Below are 20050 nucleotides of genomic sequence, written 5' to 3' on the forward strand. Positions count from 1 at the left end.
CTAAAAGTTCAATTGAATCGAATCAAGCGTGTTCTCTTCTTCCTCATTGCTGCCGCTCAGTCCGATATGTTCGATTAAAATGCTTGGCTGTTCCAGAATCACAGATAGAATGTACAAGAAGTCATTTGATAAAGCCTCGATTCTGCTTTTCTTAAACAGTTTTTTCGAATATTCAAATAGAGCGTGATAGTTGTCTTGGTCTGTCTGAATTGATAAGGTCAAATCGAATTTGGCAACCGGATGATGAAATGGATACGGCTTGAGCTGCAGGGAATCGAATGTCAATTCAGCCTGGTCGAGATTTTGCAGCACAAACATCGTATCGAACAAAGGATTGCGGCTTGAATCTTTTGGAAGATGTAAATGCTGAATCAATTCTTTCAACGGATAGTCTTGATTTTTATAGGCGTTCAGCATGTTTTCCTTTACTTCGTTTAAGTAGGCATCAAATGTTTTACGGCCCGCCGGGTGATTGCGGATGACTAACGTATTGACGAACATTCCCACAACTGACTCCACATCCAAATGAGTCCGCCCGGCAGACGGCGTTCCTACGATAATATCCTCTTGTCCGCTGTATTTGGATAAAAGAATCGTATAGGCTGCCAATAAAATCATATACAGTGTTGCTCCTGTTTCTTCTTCCATACGGCTTAAACGCTGTTTCAAGTGTTCCGGTATAACAAATTCAAAGGATTCGCCCTCGTAATCGCGTACGGCAGGCCGCTCGTAATCCGCAGGCATATCCAGTACGGGAATGTCATCGTGAAACTGATCCAGCCAATACGTTTCCTGACTCTTGACCTTCCGTTTCTGAATATCCGATTGCTGCCAAACCGCATAGTCTTTATATTGAACAGAGAGCGGGTCCAGTTCGTTCCCTGCGTAGAGTCGGCTTAGATCTTTCATCATAATATTGACGGACACGCCGTCAGAAATGATATGATGCATATCAACCACAAGCACGTGCCGCGCAGGTTCAATTTCAATCAGTCCGGCCCGCATCAGAGGCGGTTTGGCTAAATCAAACGCTTTGATGAAATCAAACACACGGTCTTCCGCTTCTTCTTCGCTTGCTTGAATTCGCTCTATCGTAAAGTCGACGTTCTTATGAATTCGCTGTGCCGGCTCACCTTCATATAATTCAAAGCTGGTCCGCAACGCTTCATGACGCTCGATTAATTTTTGGAAAGCGTCGTTTAACCGGTCGGGATCAACTTCTCCTTCCACGCTCATGGCACCTGTCATATTGTAAGTTAGCTCGCCGCCTTCTGCGTGACTTAACAAATACATCCGTCTCTGAGCTGAAGAAACCGGATAATAGGGCATTTCCTTTGCGGCCGGAATCGGTACATATTGATGCTTGTCCATGTGTAACGCCTTGTCAGCCAATTGTTCAATGGTAGGAAACTTGAATATGTCTTTGAGAGACAGATTCACATCCAGCTCTTTGTGGATTCTGGCGGCCAAGGCCGCCGCTCGAATGGAGTTTCCTCCGAGATCAAAGAAATTATGTTTAATCCCCACACGGCTTATTCCGAGCACTTCCTTCGATAATTCTGTCAGTTTAGACTCTATCTCATTGCTCGGCGGGACATATTCAGCGGACTGCTGCAGACTCGCTTCGGGCGCAGGCAGTGCTTTACGGTTTATTTTCCCGTTGGATGTTAACGGCATATCCTCCAGACGGACAAAATAAGACGGAACCATGTAGTCCGGAAGCTCCAAAGACAATTGTTCTCTAAGCTGCGCTGCCGCTATAGGTTGGTCGCTTACGTAATACGCGCACAATTGTTTTAAGCCGTCTTCTTCTTCTCTGACTGTAACCGCGTTTTTTTGTACTGCTTCCACGCTATGCATCGCTGCTTCGATTTCACCAAGTTCGATTCGGTGTCCCCTGATTTTGACTTGTTCATCGATGCGCCCAACATATACAAGATTTCCATCTCTCAACCGCTTAGCCAAGTCCCCTGATTTGTACATCTTCGCGCCTCGGATATACGGGTTGTCAACGAACTTCTCTGCCGTTAAATCAGGGCGATTCCAATACCCTCTGGCAACACCCGGTCCGCTGATATATATTTCGCCGATTACCCCGATCGGAACCAGGTTTTGGCTTGCATCCATCACATAAATATCCGTGTTAGCAGCCGGAGTGCCGATCGGTACAAATTCCCGCTTGTCCCGTTCTGCGTCGAAGTGATAAATCATACATCCGACGACAGCTTCCGTCGGTCCATATTCATTGAAAATGTCCAGCCGGCCTTTAAAATGCTCGCTGACACTTTTGGCCAGACGGGTGCTTAAATTTTCTCCGCCGACAATCATTTTCCGTATTGTGGTGCTATCGGCTATATTCATTTCCTTCAGTACATGCAAATGTGCCGGGGTTAATTTGATCATATCTATTCTTGTGTCCCTCATAATCTCAGAAAGCACGGCGCTTTTGTCCTCTCCATCGTAAACAATGATGGTATTTCCCGTAACCAGCGGTGTAAATATCGAAGTCACTGTCAGGTCGAAAGAGATGGAAGAGTATAATGGAAAGTTGGTTTTCTCGCCTCTCACATACACCTTTTTCGCCCACCAAATATAATTACTCAATCCCTGGTGCTCAATGAGTACACCTTTCGGATTTCCCGTAGAACCCGACGTATAAATCATGTAGGCCAAATCATGCGCATTGCTGTCCAATTCAAGATTCGAGCGATCCTCATGATATGAACTTTCCTCATCCAAAAGCACAACGTCACCATCATACGGTAATTGATCCAACAGGCAGCGCTGTGTCAACACAATCTCCGCCTTTGAATCTCTCAGCATGTATTGAATCCGATCTTCCGGATATTCAGGGTCAATCGGCACGTATGCGCCGCCGGCTTTCAGAACAGCCAAAATTCCGACAATCAGCTCGATCCGATGCGGAGAGATGATGGCAACGAATTGATCCGCTTGTACACCTTTTGTCCGTAACGTCCGCGCCAATTGGTTCGCCCGTTCATTGAGCTGTCTGTACGTGTACCGCTCAGTGCCAAAAATAACGGCTTCATGATCAGGCCGCTGTCCCGCCTGTATTTCAAACCAGCGGGAAACCGTTTCGTTATGCGGATAAGGCGTCATTGTGTCATTACACTCCGTCAGCAATTGCTTTCGTTCGGTTTCAGACAGCATAGGAACGGAAGACAGCGTCATCTCCGGCTGTTCAACAAGGCTGTTTAAAATGCTGGTATAATGTCTTGTGATCTGTTCAATGGATTCTTTTTCAAACTGTCCCGGTCTAAAATCAAAATGCATCTCGATCTGTTGTCCGGCATCTTCGACCGTCAGCATTAAATCATATAAAGAGACTCCGGGATTTCGTTCTTTCACTTTAAATGTACATTCATTGTAGCGGATTTCATGAAATTCAATATTTTGAAACACAAACATCGTGTTAAACAGTGATTTTCCGGTTGTTTCCCGCTGTACATTTAATTTCTCGACGAGTTTGTCGAATGGATAGTCTTGGTTTTCGAAAGCATCCAGCGTCTGCCGCTTTACTTCTTCTAGATAATCCGTAAACTTTTTATTGGCGTGCGGCTTCGTCCGGATTCCGATGGTTTGAATGAAAATTCCGATAATATGTTCGATGTCCGGATGATTTCTTCCTGAAGCAGGCGTGCCTACGACCATGTCTTCTTGTCCCGTATATTTATGAAGCAGCACTTTGTAGGCGGACAGCATCACCGTATAGAGAGTTGTTCCCGCTTTTTGTGCCAGATCTTGCAGCGAACGGATGACATCCGGCTGTAAGGAGCACGTCACGCGCTGTCCCTCGGAAGACTGTTCCGCCGCTTTTGAACCGTCTGTCGGCAGTTGAAGGACCGGGATTTCGTCTTGAAATTGTTCCAGCCAATATGTCTCCTGCTGCTTTATGGCATCCTCATTCAGCCATTGGTTTTGCCATTCGGCGAAATCTTTATATTCAAATTCAATGTCCGGTAATGGTTGTTGATGATATAAAGCCAGCAATTCATTTGTAAGGATGTTGACGGAATAACCGTCCGAAATAATATGATGCATATCGATGAGCAGCTCGGCCTGTTCGTTATCGATCTTGATCAGTTCCGCGCGAACCAAAGGAGCTTGTTCCAAACGGAATGGTTTTACAAATCGGTCTGCATAGGCGTCAAATTCGTCCCGGCTCATCGTCCGGACTTGAACGTTATAATCCACTTCATCTTCAAGTTTCTGGACGATTTCGCCATCTGCAATTTCAAAATACGTGCGAAACGCTTCATGCCGCTTCATGACTTGCTGAAGGGAAGAAATCAGGGCGTGCTCATCGTACTGCCCTATCATGGATATTTGCCCGAACATATTTTGAGCCAGCTGATCCGGCTCCATTTGGTGGAGGAAATATACTCTTTGCTGCGCCGGCGATGTTGGGTAATACGCTTTTTTCTCAGCAGCCTTTATCGGGAGGTGCATGACTTTCTTTTCATTCTCAATGAAACGCGCTAATTCCTTAACAGTCTGGTGATTGAAAAATTGTCCGATAGAAACCTTTTGATCAAATGTCTTCTGAACTTTGGAAAGCATAAGCGTCGCTTGGAGTGAGTTTCCTCCCAGATCCAGAAAGCGATCTGATCTGCTAACCCGCTCAACGCCGAAAAGTTCCTCCCAAATTTGCGCCAGCTGCCGCTCCGTTTTATTTGCCGGCGCCTCGTAGGCATCAGCAAAGTTTTCCGTATTGCTTACGATTGAAGAGACCCGCTTTTGGTGTTCGGCGTACAGTTCTTGTAAATCATGCTGTTCTTCATCGGAAAACATCATCATGGCGTCAAGAGGGACTGAATCCCCCTCAACCATTTTTTGCAGCAATGTCGTAAAGCCCGCTCCCCACTTTTTCATGACTTCCGGACTGATGACGTTCGTATTAAAGTCGAAATCAAGAACATATTCTTGGTTTGCATCTGTTATGTTAAGAAATAAATCGTAAAGCATGCATTTCACCGGGTATGCAATGGGCTCCGCCTCAGCCTTTCCGAAATACAGCTTTCGAAAGGGCCTGTCCAAATTAAAAATAATACGCATATCCGGCACTTGATCGTGCGGAAGCTGTCTGGCTACCAATGTCATCGGGACGGCTTGGTGCCGCATTGCAAGATTCACGCTTTCTTTTATACTGCCAAGAAAACCGGATAAAGTGCTTTCTGAAGAAGACATGTTCTTCACCGGAATCATATTGACGCAATTTCCAATCAGATCATGCTGTTTCATATGCGATTGACCTGCTGCAGGGATTCCAATCACAAGGCCGGACTGTTTGGTTAGCTGGTGCAGAAAAAGATGAAATGCGCCCAGCATCGTCACAAATACGCTATTTTTCATCCGAATGCTTAATGATTTTAAAGCCTCGCTTAAGGGCCGTCCAAGCCTGACGGTACATCGGTCTCCCTCATACCCGTTCGGATAACGGACAGAAACGGCGCTCGGCAGGACTGCCTGCTGTATCGGTTCAGAGAGATGATGCCGCCAATAACGGACTCCTTCTTCATAATGGCCGCCATCAATCTGCGCCTGCTGCCAGTCTAAATATTGATGAAACGAAGGAGCAGCCTCTTTTAGCGGAAACGGTTTTCCTTGTACAATTGCCGCATAGCTGCCCTCCAGCTCTTGAACAAAAACGGCGATTGACCATCCATCGGCAATGATATGATGGAACGTGAGCACAATCAGATGTTCATCTTGAGCCGATGTAAGCACATGGATTCGAAACAAGGGCTTTTGTTCATGAAAATGAAATGGCCGCTTGGCATCTTCTGTCAGCCAATTCTGCATTTCTGACTCCCGTTGCTCATCTGGATGACCGGTAAAATCAATGACGGGAATGTCTATATTCATCTGTTCCTGCACTTTCTGCACCTCGTCATCGACATGAATTACCGTACGTAAAGCCTCGTGACGGTCGACGATATGCTGCACGGCTTGTGTTAAGAGTGTATGCTGTAGTTCACCCTTCACTTTCAGCATAATGGACTGGTTTAAAGCCGCAGAAGCCTCGTTCCCATAATGGGACGCCATAACCAATTGTTTTTGTTCAGGTGAAAGCTCGTACGTCCCGGATTTTTTATGGCCGCCGTCGTCAGGGGAATCCGGACCTTCCGGGATAAATCCGCCTCGGCGAAGATCCTTCACCGTGTCTTTAACGGCTTGAATGATATGTTCAATATCATCCGCGCTATGCGCCGCAGACAAGAAGCAGTTGCGTCCTTCCCACACATAGACCCCTTTATAATTGAGATGGTAAAAGAACAAGTCGTTATCGAGCGATGAGACAAATCGGAATAAAGAACCGAATTGAACCATGCGGATCGGTACTTGCGATTGTTCAAAGTAGCGATTTAGCCGATCAATCAGGGAGGCTGTTTTTTGATTCAGCTCTTCATACAGGTGTTCTCCCTCGGTTTGTAAATGACGAAGCACGGCTAATGACATTCTCATGGTAAGCGGATGAGAATTAAAGGTGCCGGCCACAAACGTGCGTTTCGCCTCGTCTGGTGGATAGGAGTCGTCCCCATACTTCCAGGTTCCCCCGTCTATCGCATTCATGAATTCAGCTTTTCCGGCAACGATCCCTAACGGCTGCCCGCCGCCGATGATTTTCCCGTAGGTCACTAAATCGGCTTGAATGCCGAACCATTCCTGCGCGCCGCCGAGACCGATTCGAAATCCGGTAATGATTTCATCCATAATCAGGGCTGTCCCGGATTGCTGCGTGATCGCCCGCAGTTCTTTCAAAAATGCTTCCGGCTGTAAATCCGGCCTGCGACTTTGTACCGGTTCCACCAGTACGGCTGCAAATTCATCCCCGAGGCTGCGAATCACTTCGAGCGAATCGGGATTGTTGTAATGCAAAATAATCAAATCATCCATAAAGCTCTGCAGTATGCCCGGAGCTAGCGGATTCGCAGACTCAGCCCCGCCTTTTGTGCCGGCAACCCCTAAGACGCCGTCAAACGTGCCGTGATAAGAGCCTGAGAACGCCACGACTTTCTTTCTTCCTGTTGCCGCCCGCGCCAAACGAAGGGCAACCATGACGGCTTCTGTTCCGGAATTATAGAAAGCGACCCTTTCTACACCAGTACATGTGCGGATCCGATCGGCAACTTCACCGGCAACATCTGACATCGGGCCGAGCGGAGGCAATGATGAACGGGTTGAATCATCGATAACCTGTGTAATAAAGGGCGGATGATGCCCGAAAAGGTTGACTCCGAATCCCATGGTGATATCGATATATTCGTTTCCGTCAATATCCCACATCTTGGAACCGTTTGAACGTTCGGCAATAATCGGGTACACGATTTCCTTCCAATATGAACGGAAACTGGACAAGTTGCGGTTGTTTGCATGAGCAAATCGGGTTTTGTCCGTATATTGTTTGGAACCTTTCGTTTTGTCTGCGTATTTCTGAATGAAATCTGCTAAGTATTGTCTTTGCTGTGCTGTATAGTGTCCCTGTTCATGCAGGTTCTGGGGCTGAAAAGGCACATAGGGCTTCGTTTCTTGAGTCAATGTCTTTTCTGCAGCGACAGCCGGAGGCCCCTGCTTGACAGACGGAATTGATTTCTCTTGTGCTTTAGCATATTCTTTCACATTGGAATGATGTCCGCTGTTTCTCAGCAAGTTAAAGCTATTTAATTGAGCTTGCAAGGTATCCTGAATTAATTGATTCTGAGAAGCGATTATTTTTTCGAGCATATACTCTTGATGCTCTTCTCTGTGACCAGATTCAGGCTGTGGATCTGAAACGACCGGTTTTTCCTGCGCCGGAACATCCTCATGAGCCGGGGCGGGTGCAAAGGACGATGGAGCGGTCTCAGCCAAGTAATCGATGACACTTTGAAGGTTGTTCATCGTATCGAAAAAACGATCCATCGGAATGTCTACACCAAATTCATCCGCGATGGCTTTTTTGACCTGTGACAGCATGATGGAATCCATTCCGAGCCCGATAAAATGAGCATTCAGATCGAGCTCATCCGCTCTGATTCCGGAAGCATTGCCGATTACAGTTTTCAGAAAGGATTCAATATGCGCCTTCGTTTGATTGATATTCAATGCCGCTTCTCCTCTCTCTTTGACCTCGTTTAAGCGCAAATGGTCAGCTTCAGCCCAGCATCTGTTCCGTTCAAACGGATATAAGGGCAATGGCGTTTTTTGTACAGTTTCACCGGCATAAAGCGCGTTCCAATCGATAACGGCTCCCTGCACAAATAATGCGGCGGCGCGATTCAGCCATGTGATCCGTTCATCATGCGTGCGTATACGCTGCTCAACCAGATCCGCGACTAGTTTATTCAGCTCCTCTTTATGGGCTGGCAGCATTTCCTTCAAGTTCTTATAACCAACGTATACTCCGGGAAGATGTCTGTCTCCCTGGATTACGGCAGTCAGCTTGTCACATAGTTCTTGCTTACTGGATACAATCATGGCAATACCATGATCCAAATGAGCTCTGCCCGTACTGGCTGTATAGCAAATGGACTTCAATGAAGCTTGGCTGTCCTCCGATACATATTGCCGGTACTGCTGTGCGAGTTCATAGAGTGAATTTTCAGTATGAGCGGATAAAACAAATAGGTGCGGTTCATGCTCGTCCTCAGGTGCATCCTCATTTTGAGAGGTGTATTCTTCCAACACCACATGAGCGTTCGTTCCGCTAAAACCGAACGAGCTGATTCCGCCTCGCAGCGGCTCCTCACCTGATGTGAACGCTGCAGCTTCTTGATTCACATAAAATGGCGAAGAGTGAAACTGAATGAGCGGATTAGGTTCATTAAAGTGCGCTAAAGGCGGGTTTTTCTTGTGATTCAGCATGAGGACAGATTTGATCAGTCCAACGATGCCTGCGGCTTCAAACAAATGACCGATGTTCGATTTAACAGAACCAATCGCACAAAATTGTTTTTTTGCCGTATACTTTTCAAACGCTTTACAAAGCCCGTTAAATTCAACCGGATCGCCGAGCTTCGTTCCGGTGCCATGCGCTTCTATGAAAGACAGTGTTTCAGGAGCAATGCCCGCGTCTTTCCAGGCCGTCTCAATGACCTCAGTCTGAGCTGCCGGATTCGGTGCGGTAATCCCGGCGGTCGTTCCGTCTTGATTCATCGCGCTTCCTTTAATCACGCCGTAAATATGGTCTCCGTCGCGAATCGCATCCTGCAAAGGTTTTAACAGGACTGCTGCCGTGCCTTCACCCGAGCCCGTGCCGTCTGAATCTTTGCTGAACGTTTTCGTGTATCCGTCCGAGGATTCCATATCAAGTCCGATACGGATCGGCAAGAGCGATGTCCGGATTCCGCCGGCAAGAGCCATGTCACAATCGCCGGAAATTAAAGATTTGCATGCCATATGAACGGCGGCAAGCGATGAAGAGCAAGCCGTGTCCACTGTAACCGCCGGCCCTTTTAAATTTAAGAAATAAGCGATCCGGCTGGCTAACACAGAAGAAAGATTGCCTACTATATATTGATGAAGTTCCTCCGGATAATTCGCAGAAAGGAGGAGTTCATAATCGTAGCCCACCTTTGAGTACCCTGCATATACCCCGACCCGGCTCCCGTTTATGCTGTCGCCGGCATAGCCTGCATCTTCAATCGCATGCCATGCAGACTGCAAAAACAGTCTTTGGTTAGGATCCATAAACTGAGCCGTTTTAGGCGCTAAACCGAAAAACGAATAATCAAATCGGTCGATTTCATCTAAATAACCGCCCTTCACAAACTGATTCTCATTGAATTCACTTTGGATGGACTTTAAATAATCGGCCGCATCTTTCATTCGAGATGCAGGGTATTCTCGAATGCTGTGCTCTCCTTTTTCAAGCAGATTCCAAAAATCACTTTTAGTTGATGCTCCCGGGACATTGAGCGACATCCCAATAATGGCGATATCTTTCGGCGTCACACGGCTTGGTTTTGCTGTCACGTTCTGCTTGATTTCAGCCCGGCTTTCAGACAGATATGCCGCTAAATCAGTGATAGAAGGATACGTAAAGAGATCGGAGACGGCAAGCTCGCGTCCAAATCTCTGTTCTATACGCTCGGCAGCCTGTGATAACTGTAATGAATTTGCGCCCATATCAAAATAACTGTCAGTGAGGTGAACCTTTTTCCCATCGAGCACATCGGAAAAGATAGACAGTAATTCCGTTTCGATTTCATGAATGGGAGTCTGTCCGGTTTTTTCCGGGCCGCTCTCCAAACATTCATTAATGGCGGCAGACTCTAATGAAAAATCCCCTGCCTCATACTGTCTGGCCAGTTCATATCGTTTCACCTTCCCGCTCGTCGTTTTTGGCAGCTTTTTGATCGGGAGTACTTCTTTTATGCTCCAGCCGCCCCGCTGGTATAAATGCTTTTTGATCTCTTTGACAAGCGGGGCAAATTTTTCAGGCGATTTTTTGAAAACAACAAAGAGCACGATTTCTCCGCTTTGTGTCTTTTGGTCATATACACCGCAGGCGGCAACCCTTCCTAAGTCAACCTCTTCCATTTCAATCGCAACCCGTTCAATATCATGCGGGTAGATATTTTTTCCGTTCACGAAAATAATGTCCTTTTCTCTTCCGGTTACGACTAAGTTGCCACTTTCATTAATGAATCCGAGGTCTCCCGTTTTTACCCAGCCGTCAGAAGTCAGCGCTTTTTCCGTACTCTCGGGGTTGTTATAATACCCTTGAGTCACATTGTCCCCTTTAATCTGGATGTGACCGATGATTCCGTCTTCTGCTCTTTCATTTGCTCCGTCGGAGATCCGAAGCTGACAATAGTCAATGGGTTGTCCCACTTCGACGAATGAAGCGCAATGTTGATCCTCTTTGCTGACTTTTACAGCTCGTTCACCAAGATTTAAATAGTCACGATGCAAATAAACAGGAACGAATTCTTTACCTATTTTAGAAAACGCTGCGCCAACCGAAGCTTCCGCTAAACCGTAAACATTCAAAATAGCGGATCTTTTCAGATTGAATGCTGCGCATCTTTTCAAAAATTCGTCACAGAGCTCCGGCAATATCGGTTCTGCACCGTTTGCGATGACTTTGATATGGGATAAATCCCAGTCTGGTTCGTTTTTCAGAAATTTAAGGAAGTAGTTGTACCCGAAATTAGGAGAGGATAGAATACTGGCTTTATGTTCATGAGCTTTTTTCATCCAAAGAATAGGTCTGCGAATAAATAATTCTGTAGGCATTAGATTTTGATTGATTCCGGTTATGAAGGGAACAAGGTGGCAGGCGATGAGCCCCATATCATGCGTTAAAGGCATCCATGATAAGAAAGAGTCTTTCGAATGAATGGCTAGGGCAGTCCCAATGGCGCACGTGTTATGTATTAAGTTGTGATGCGTTAACATGACTCCTTTTGGATCTCCTGTCGATCCGGAAGAAAATTGGATAAAAGCCAGTTCATCCGCATCAGGTTCATAAAACGAAGCGGGGTAATCGTAGGTTTGATCTTGAATGATGTCAGATTTTTCGTTTAATTGATGATGGAAATCCTGTAAATCGTGTTCTGCAGCGTATTTCTTTATTTTGTCCAATACTTTTTCAGAGGCAATCAGAAACGGATGATTTAATATATTCCAAATGCGCCACACCTTCAGCTTATGGTCATCATCTTCTCCGATACTGACTGGTACCGGGATCATTCCTCCTAATATACAAGCCCAAAAAGCAACGACAAATGATTTGTTTTCTTGGATTTGAAATACAATTTCCTGCTTCGGCTGAATGCCGATATGCTGTAAATAGCCAAGAAAGCCTTTCGCTTCTTCAAACAATTGGCGGTAAGAGACAACTGTCTCTTTTTTATCGGATTCGATAAAACGGATCCCGCGATCAGAGATATTGCTTCTTTCCCGAATGACATCTACTAAGGTTTGGAATTGACTGGTATACATAGGTCCCCTCCTGGGCGCTTTATTTTAAAATCCGCAATTCTTCCCAAGCCGGAAGCTGTTTAGCCTCGCAAATTAATTTGCATAAATGGATCGAATGTTCGAGCTCTTGTTCTGAGAGCTCATTTTCATGTCTTTCCATTCTCTCTTTCAGCTCTTGGATTTGCGTAAATAATGGGTTCGTCAGGTTGGAATAAGCCAATGAATCCTTGTTGTAATTTCGAGCAATGATGGTTTGAATCATCAATTTATTCAGTTGTTTTTTGCGTAAACGGACAACAAGTTTATTTCTTTCCGCTGAATTGGAAAGCTGGTGAATATCAGATGTCTGTCCAAAGGGATAAGGTACAATGTGGTTCGTTATTTTTTTCAGCAGACCGGATAAGACATTGTTCGGCCCCATTTCGATGACTTCCGTGACTCCTTGTAAAAGCAAGTAATGCATTGATTCCGCCCATCTTACCGGCATCGTCATGTGCTGCTTGAGATGTTCGCTGATCGAATTTTTGCTGTAAGGGCGCGCGGTGACATTTGAAATGATCGGCCATGCGGCATCCCGGATGGAATACTGCTGTAATGCACTCTGGAATTGTTCGGATGCCGATCTTATCATTGAACTGTGAAAAGGTGCACTTACATTTAAATAAGTGTATGCCGCCCCCTTATCCTCCGCCATCCTGATGACACGCTCCACAGCTTGCCGATGTCCGGAAATGACATGCTGCCGGTCTGAATTCATGCAGGCTACATCTGCCGGAAAGTCTTCTGTCGACACTTTCGCACACATTTCTTGCAATGTTTGAAGAGAGAGCCGGGTCACAGCAGCCATTGTCCCCTGCTGCTGGGGATCCGCATTTTGCATAAGAATCCCCCTCCGCCTTACAAGTGTAACGGCATCATGAAAAGAAAGGGCGCCGGCACAGACAAGCGCCGAGTATTCTCCTAAGCTGTGACCTGCAAGAAAGCGCGGCTTAACCCCTATTTCTTGCATATACACTTGAAACGCAATCACACTGACTGTTAAAATAGCGGGCTGCGCATTCATTGTTTTTGTTAATTCATTCATATCACCGTTAAAACACAGCTTTTTTATATCCAAGGAGATCGCGTCGCCAGCTTCTTCAAATAATCTTTTTGCGACCGCAAAATCATTCCAAAATTGTTTGCCCATTCCTACAAATTGAGACCCTTGTCCAGGAAATAAAAAGGCAAGATTGTTCATGAGATTCCTCCGATCATATTGAACAGAAATACAATATCATACAAATTATCCCTTTATATAACATCCTAGCATGATTATAACAAATGTGTATAGGATACTTTCGGAGGAGTTATTGTTCGATTTTACAAAGGAACTGGATACATTTATTCATGAAATAAAAGATGGGGCTGCACAGAAAAATCAGTCTTAAAGAGAGAGGATAAGAGCCGGGATAGAAGGCTATACCGACTCTTCTTCACTAAGACCTCCCCCTCATATGTTTTAGGTCTATCGACATAATTGTGTCAGAAATTATACATTATTTATTAATTGTAAAAATTCATCTATATATCTGTCGAGGATTGTAAATTGATTACCCTCGATTAGATGTAGCACAAGGAATGAATATGGATGAGGAAAATAAATATGACATAGAATTAGATGAATAGACTTGCCCGGATACTGACTGATCCAGTAAATCGATCCATCACCATTGCTGAATGCAAGCTGCATCTTCATAAGAGGAATTTATCATTAGAAACAAATTGTTTTGGTTCTTGTTCAGTCTTGTTGGAGGCTGATAGGGAATCAAGGCGCGGAACTTCTCAATCTATTGAATTCCGGCTGCTTCTTCCGCTGATTTCTGTTTACATTGTTCTTCTTTATAAGACATTTCGTTATCATTCTGCAAACCCCCTTTTCATAATCCGTCATATTTTGTCAACCTTTTGTGAACAAGGCTTTGATGTACGGCAAGGGGATCACCTTTTTGCTGCTTTATTTGTTTCAAAAAGGCGGCTGTTCGCTTTTGGTGAGTAAGCTCACAGCCACTATCGGCGAAATGGTGATGAATTTTATCGAAACCGAATCTGGGTATTTGGAGATTCGCTGAAAAACATACAGGATCAGGAGTGAAGAGAAAAAAGTGAGAAAAGCGGTCATCCCCGCTCCGGGCTTAGGAACGAGCTTTATGCCGGCGACAAAAGCGCGGCATAAAGAAAGGCTCCCAATCGAGGACAAACCAGCAATCCAATATGCTGTAGAAGAGGCCGCAGATTAATGCCCGATTGAAGATCATTTTGACCGGTCGGCGGATTTGGAGTTAATCTGCGGGAAAAAGGCAACACGGTAACATTTAAGGAAATGCAGCAGATCGCCGATTTGGCCAATATTCATTACATCCGCAGAAAGGCCCGGATTAGGTGATGCGTGCTGTATGCGGAGCATTTTATCAGAGATGAGCCCTTAGGTGATGATAGTACGGTGTCTGAAAAACCAGCTCTACGGTAATTAATAGATGTATACGATGCTTTGTCGGTGTGCGGCCAGTCCTCCCTGAGGATGTCAGCAAATATGGTATAATAAATACTTCTGGATCTCCTGGGCATGTGTATGACGTGAAGGATATAGTCAAGAACACCTTCAGAAATCGCCGTTATGGGACATTGGCGATAAGCTGGGCTGTTTTTTAAAGCGAGCACTGAAATCCCCGATATGAGATATCAGCTTTTGCTTATTTAGAGGATGTGATCAAACGGGAAACGAAAGAAATGCTGCGAAAAAAATTGTAACCATCTTATTCGTTCATCAGTCATATAATAGTGAAAAAGATTAGGACAGGTTGTGAAGAATGTGGGCAGTTTGATAAGCGAAATTTTAACATGGCTGACGAGTATGGGATATGCGGGTATTGCGCTTGGATTGATGATTGAAATCATTCCGAGTGAGATTGTATTGGCCTATGGCGGCTATATGGTATCGGAAGGCACGATTGGATTTATTGGTGCCATTATTGCGGGTGTTATCGGGGGCACCATTGCCCAGATCTTTATTTATTGGATCGGGCGGTATGGCGGCAGACCGTTTTTGGACAAATACGGGAAGTACTTATTGATTAAAAAGCATCATATTGACATGTCAGAAAATTGGTTTCAAAAGTATGGCGCTGGAGTTGTCTTCTCAGCACGTTTTATACCGGTTGTCAGACATGCGATATCGATTCCCGCAGGTATTGCCAAAATGCCTTTTTCTAAATTTGTGGCACTGACTGTGCTTGCGATCATCCCGTGGTCTATCCTTTTTGTTTATTTAGGCATTCAGCTCGGAAGCCAGTGGGATCATGTTGAGAACATTGCGGGCACTTATACGACACCGATTATGATACTGGCTATTGTCGTGATTGCGCTTTATTTTGTAATTAAAAAACGGGCAGCCATCTTTAAACGATAGCTAGCGGATATGCATAGGGACGGCTGATCTCCCCTATGCATATTTTTTTACCTGTGATGCTGGTTTGCCAGCTTCAAATGCTCCGCTAAAAATGCGACAAATACTTCGTCCCGCACAAGCGATGCGGCATAGTTTCTCTTAATAAACCATTCAGCTTCTTCGAACGCAGCGAATGTTTCATCCTGTGTTTCCCCGTTCATTTGGATATTCCACTCGCTGTCTAAAGGAAACAGAAAAAATCTCATTTGTTCCCGATTTTCGTATAATGATCCGTTCGCAGATCCCTTTACATTATAGATATTACGGAAAGCATCCGGCCGCACAGGATCAATTCGGAATGCTTCAGCCACAAACAATTCGTATACGTCGTCGGTGATTGAACAGCCGGATGCCTTAGCATGTCCGCCGCCTCCGTATCGGCCGGCGATTCCTGACACATCGATGTAATCATGAATGGTGCGCAGGCTGACCCGTTTTGACCCCATGCTTAAAATCGCAATGTAATCGAGGTGCGGATTTTCTTTTCCGAGCCTGTTTCCCAGCTCAGAATGATAAGATTCCGCGTGAACAATGCCCACACAGTGTTCGTGAACAAAGGTTTGCACCATTTCCCTTTTCTTTCTGCGGAGATAGCGCTCGATTTTCGCGTCTTCTAAATCAAGCAGCTTTTCTTCAAAATCATCAAAGAAAAATTTGTCATGCGCAGAAAGACGCTGAATCATTTTTTCTTCAAATTCATCGATTGACAGCAAAAAGAACAGATCATTAAGCCGCTTCGCCTGTTTTTGATCGTACCGCTCCCACTCCCATGTATCATATTGGCGGACGAGTTCTGTAAATTGATCTAAGGCGTTTGTCGGTTTCATGAAGCCATTTTCAATGAGATAGCCATATAAAAGCGATGTCGCGGATGTGAGCCGTCCATCATCGTATTCCACCTGGACAAATCCCCATTCGTGCTCATTTAAATGAAGGGCTGTTTTATGATGGTCAATGAGCTTCGCCTTTCCGCCCGCATGAACATACTCATTCAATCTCTCTTCGTTTACTTCGTTGACGGCGAGATCGGTGATGAATAACGCGTCTTGTCTGTTGCTCTCTTTCGCTTTCTCTAAAAAATACTGCACTTGTGCGTTTAAACTGTTGACAGAGTTATACCGGACCTCAACGTTTTTTCCGAATGCCAATTTTGCTACGATTCCGCATCCTACTCCGTCCAAGTCGTTATGTGAATATAAATGATACATAATGTAGGCCCCTTTTTCTGATGAACTGACAATTGCCGCCAGAGATGCGGCAGCCTTTATTTACTATTCTAAAAAACATAGCGTTTTATGCAAAAACTGATTAGTTCACATAATGTATTTATTGTAAATATAAAAAGAGCGCTTTTGGCGCTCCTTAAGTCTTTGCTTTTCTATACAGGATAAACCGGGTGCTTTCGGTTGGTAAATGTCATTTCCTTTGTCGAATATGCTTTAAGCCGTTTTGCCAGCTCATCACGCAGCGAATTAGCCGGGATCACGGCATCGACAATCATTTCTGAAGCCAGCCGGTAGATATTAATGTCCTCTTTGTATGCCTCGCGTTTGCTGCTGATAAATTGTGCCCTCTCTTCTTTCGGAAGCTCGGCGATTTTTTTCGCGTAAACGGCGTTTACAGCTGCTTCAGGGCCCATGACCGCGATTTGGGCGGTTGGGAGCGCTAGACAGCAATCTGGTTCAAAGGCCGGTCCTGCCATTGCATACAAACCCGCTCCGTACGCTTTTCGGACAATGACAGAGAGCTTTGGAACAGTTGCTTCCGACATCGCTGATATCATTTTTGCTCCGTGCCTGATAATGCCCGCTTGTTCTACCTTTGTGCCGATCATAAAGCCGGGGATATCTGCTAAAAACAGCAATGGAATATGAAACGCGTCACATAAGGTAATAAATTTAGCCGCTTTGTCTGCTGAATCGTGAAATAAGACGCCGCCTTTTACCTTTGGCTGATTTGCAACAATGCCGACAGGCTGTCCGTGAATTCGCGCGAGGCCCGTTATTAATTCAGGTGCAAATAAAGCTTTGATTTCAAAAAATGAACCTTCGTCAATGACCCGCTCAATCAGCTCTTGCATATCAAAAGGCGCATTTTGGTTTTGCGGAATGATGTCGGCAAGAGGGATGTCGAAGCGTTTTGGCGGGTGACTCTCTTGCATGGGCGCTTTTTCTTGATAATTTGCCGGGAAGTACGACAAATAAGTCCGCGCCAAACGTATGGCTTCTTCTTCTGTATCTGCAAGAATATCCCCGCAGCCTGAGATTGAGCAATGCATACGGGCGCCCCCCATTTCCTCGAGAGACACTTTTTCGCCAATGACCATTTCCGCCATCCGCGGCGAGCCTAGATACATGGAGGCGTTACCGTCTACCATGACGACTATGTCACAGAAGGCCGGGATATATGCGCCCCCTGCCGCAGACGGGCCGAAAAGCAGGCAGATCTGCGGAATTCGTCCCGATAGTTTGACTTGGTTGTAAAAAATTCTTCCTGCACCGCGTCTCCCTGGAAAAACATTGATTTGGTCAGTGATTCTGGCGCCTGCCGAATCGACTAAATAAATGAGCGGACAGTTTAATTTTTCGGCTGTTTCTTGAATGCGGATGATTTTTTCAACAGTTTTTGCTCCCCATGAACCTGCTTTCACCGTTGAATCATTGGCCATGACGCAAACGGTTCGGCCGCCGATTTTGCCGAGGGCAGTTACTACACCGTCAGCCGGAAGCCCGTCTGACATGCATTCCGCAAAAAAAGCGTCTTCAAGCTCAATGTCATCATCAAACAAAAGAGCAAGCCGCGCTCTGACAAAGAGCTTGCCTTTTTCTTTGTTGCTCTGATGATACTTTTCCGCCCCGCCTTTTTGTATCCTTTCGGCCCGCTCTGTCCGTTCCTTTTCATAATCCATGAGCATGTCCTCCCTTTTATATTTCTTTGTATACAGCGCGTCTTTTTTCTTGAAACGCCTGAAGCCCTTCTCTCCTGTCTTTTGTCGGAATGGTATGTTCATATGCTTTTTGTTCAATTGCCAGACCTGTGGCGAGGTCTGTCTCCAATCCTTTATTGATTGCGAATTTTGCTTGACGGACAGCGATCGGCCCGTTGGCAGAAATAGCTGCGGCCAGTTCCTCTGCTTTTGGCATAAGGTTACAAGGAGCCGTGACATGCTCTACAAGACCTATTTCTTTTGCTTCATGTGCTGTTACGCGTCTGCCTGTGAAAATGAGTTCTTTTGCTTTTCCTCTGCCAATCAGACGAGGCAGTCTTTGGGTTCCTCCTGCCCCCGGGATAATGGCTAACCCTGTTTCCGGAAGGCCCAGCACGGCAGTTTCAGCTGCGATGCGAAGGTCGCATGCCAATGCCAGTTCAAGACCGCCGCCTAATGCGCTTCCGTTTATCGCAGCTATGACTGGATGAGGCAAGGCTTCAAGTAAACCCGCAGTTCTTTGAACGAGAGATACACTTTCAAGAACCTGATCTTCTTTCAGCTTGATCCTTTCTTTTAGGTCAGCCCCCGCACAAAACGCTTTTTCGCCGGTGCCTGTGAGGATGACGCAGCGAATGTTTGAGTTGAATTCAATTTCCTGAAGAATCGATTGCAGGCTTCTCAGCATTTTCGCTGAAAGAGCATTTGCCGCCTGAGGCCTGTGTAACGTGATGACGGCAATGTGATCATTCTGGACAGTAAAAAGGATCGTTTCTTCCATGTTTTTGTCCTCTCTTTTATCAAGATGATTTGAATACCTTTAGATTTCGGCTTGGCAGCTGTTTGCCCATTTTTTCCTCTATCCATTTGGCCGCAGATAGTAGTTTATCGAGCTTTACATTGGTTTTGATGTCCATCTGTTCCAGCATGTAAACGATATCCTCAGTTGCGGCGTTTCCTGACGAACCCGGAGCATATGGACAGCCCCCCAGCCCGCCTGCCGAGCCGTCGAACACAGTAATGCCCATTTGGAGAGCTGCGACCATGTTGGCCAGCGCCGTTCCTCTCGTATCATGAAAATGCAGGGCGATTTGCTTGGCCGGAAAGCGTGCCAAAAGAGCTTCAAGAACGATTTCAACTTGGACGGGATTTGCCGCTCCAATCGTATCTCCAAGCGACAGTTCAGAAATTCCGAATTCAAATAATGTTTCAGAAAGGCGGATGACTTGTTCAAGGGGGACATCTTTTTCGTACGGACAGCCGAAAACGGTTGAAAGGTAGGCTCTTGTTATGAGGTTTGCTTTTTTTGCGTCATCGTTTACTTGTTTGAGGATATGAAGTGTGTCAGCAATGGATTTATTGATGTTTTTTCTGTTGTGCGTCTCGCTGGCTGACATAAAGACGCAGGCTTCGTCAATGCCTCCTTTAAGGGCATTCTCCAGCCCCTTTTGGTTCGGGACAAGTGCCGCGTACGTCACCCCTTTTTCACGGTTAATGCCTTTTGCCACGTCTATTGCATCTCGAAGCATCGGGATCCATTTCGGGTGAACGAAGGATGTGATTTCGATATACGAAAGCCCAGTCCGGGAAAGCTGGTTGATCCAAGAGATTTTATCTTCTGTTGCGATCCATACATTCTCGTTTTGTAAGCCGTCACGCGGGCCGACTTCTTTGATCTTCACTTTTTTAGGATATAACATGGCCTTCCT

At 45.6% G+C, this 20050-nt stretch carries 7 protein-coding genes and 2 pseudogenes; 3 read left to right on the forward strand and 6 right to left on the reverse strand.

Annotated elements, in window-relative coordinates; genetic code table 11:
- On the reverse strand, positions 1–11949 hold the full coding sequence (locus tag G4P54_RS10415; RefSeq protein WP_167872604.1) for a non-ribosomal peptide synthetase/type I polyketide synthase: 11949 nt from the start codon (positions 11947–11949) through the stop codon (positions 1–3).
- Between the two features lie 19 nt (positions 11950–11968).
- Entirely contained in the window at positions 11969–13168 is a 1200-nt protein-coding gene (gene fabD, locus G4P54_RS10420; protein WP_167872605.1) for an ACP S-malonyltransferase, read from the reverse strand.
- A 736-nt stretch (positions 13169–13904) separates the two neighbouring features.
- Between fabD and G4P54_RS10425 the strand changes: the two are divergent.
- The 3 genes and pseudogenes from G4P54_RS10425 to uptA all read left to right on the forward strand — a co-directional run.
- A pseudogene (locus tag G4P54_RS10425) lies at positions 13905–14062 on the forward strand (GtrA family protein); the annotation flags it as partial.
- A gap of 55 nt (positions 14063–14117) precedes the next feature.
- A pseudogene (locus tag G4P54_RS10430) lies at positions 14118–14718 on the forward strand (hypothetical protein).
- A 61-nt stretch (positions 14719–14779) separates the two neighbouring features.
- Positions 14780–15376 carry an undecaprenyl phosphate transporter UptA gene (gene uptA / locus G4P54_RS10435; protein ID WP_167872606.1) on the forward strand — a complete coding sequence of 199 codons (597 nt, stop codon included), beginning with the start codon at positions 14780–14782 and terminating at the stop codon, positions 15374–15376.
- A 47-nt stretch (positions 15377–15423) separates the two neighbouring features.
- On the opposite strand, the gene nrnB is transcribed toward uptA, so the two are convergent.
- From nrnB to ldeG, 4 genes are all read right to left on the reverse strand, one after another.
- Positions 15424–16623 carry an oligoribonuclease NrnB gene (gene nrnB, locus G4P54_RS10440; RefSeq protein ID WP_167872607.1) on the reverse strand — a complete coding sequence of 400 codons (1200 nt, stop codon included), beginning with the start codon at positions 16621–16623 and terminating at the stop codon, positions 15424–15426.
- 170 nt (positions 16624–16793) lie between these two features.
- Complete coding sequence (locus tag G4P54_RS10445) at positions 16794–18329, reverse strand: acyl-CoA carboxylase subunit beta (RefSeq protein WP_167872608.1); 1536 nt, start codon at positions 18327–18329, stop codon at positions 16794–16796.
- A 10-nt stretch (positions 18330–18339) separates the two neighbouring features.
- Positions 18340–19122 carry an enoyl-CoA hydratase gene (locus tag G4P54_RS10450; protein WP_167872609.1) on the reverse strand — a complete coding sequence of 261 codons (783 nt, stop codon included), beginning with the start codon at positions 19120–19122 and terminating at the stop codon, positions 18340–18342.
- Between the two features lie 19 nt (positions 19123–19141).
- Complete coding sequence (ldeG, locus tag G4P54_RS10455) at positions 19142–20041, reverse strand: hydroxymethylglutaryl-CoA lyase (protein ID WP_167872610.1); 900 nt, start codon at positions 20039–20041, stop codon at positions 19142–19144.
- Positions 20042–20050 lie beyond the last annotated feature (9 nt).

Origin of the sequence: Bacillus tequilensis, assembly GCF_012225885.1 — a bacterium.
Taxonomy (GTDB): Bacteria; Bacillota; Bacilli; order Bacillales; family Bacillaceae; genus Bacillus; species Bacillus tequilensis.

Coding starts and splice junctions, on each gene's coding strand:
- G4P54_RS10415 (WP_167872604.1), bottom strand. CDS start 11,949: ATGTATACCAGTCAATTCCAAACCTTAGTAGATGTCATTCGGGAAAGA.
- fabD (WP_167872605.1), bottom strand. CDS start 13,168: ATGAACAATCTTGCCTTTTTATTTCCTGGACAAGGGTCTCAATTTGTA.
- nrnB (WP_167872607.1), bottom strand. CDS start 16,623: ATGTATCATTTATATTCACATAACGACTTGGACGGAGTAGGATGCGGA.
- G4P54_RS10445 (WP_167872608.1), bottom strand. CDS start 18,329: ATGCTCATGGATTATGAAAAGGAACGGACAGAGCGGGCCGAAAGGATA.
- G4P54_RS10450 (WP_167872609.1), bottom strand. CDS start 19,122: ATGGAAGAAACGATCCTTTTTACTGTCCAGAATGATCACATTGCCGTC.
- ldeG (WP_167872610.1), bottom strand. CDS start 20,041: ATGTTATATCCTAAAAAAGTGAAGATCAAAGAAGTCGGCCCGCGTGAC.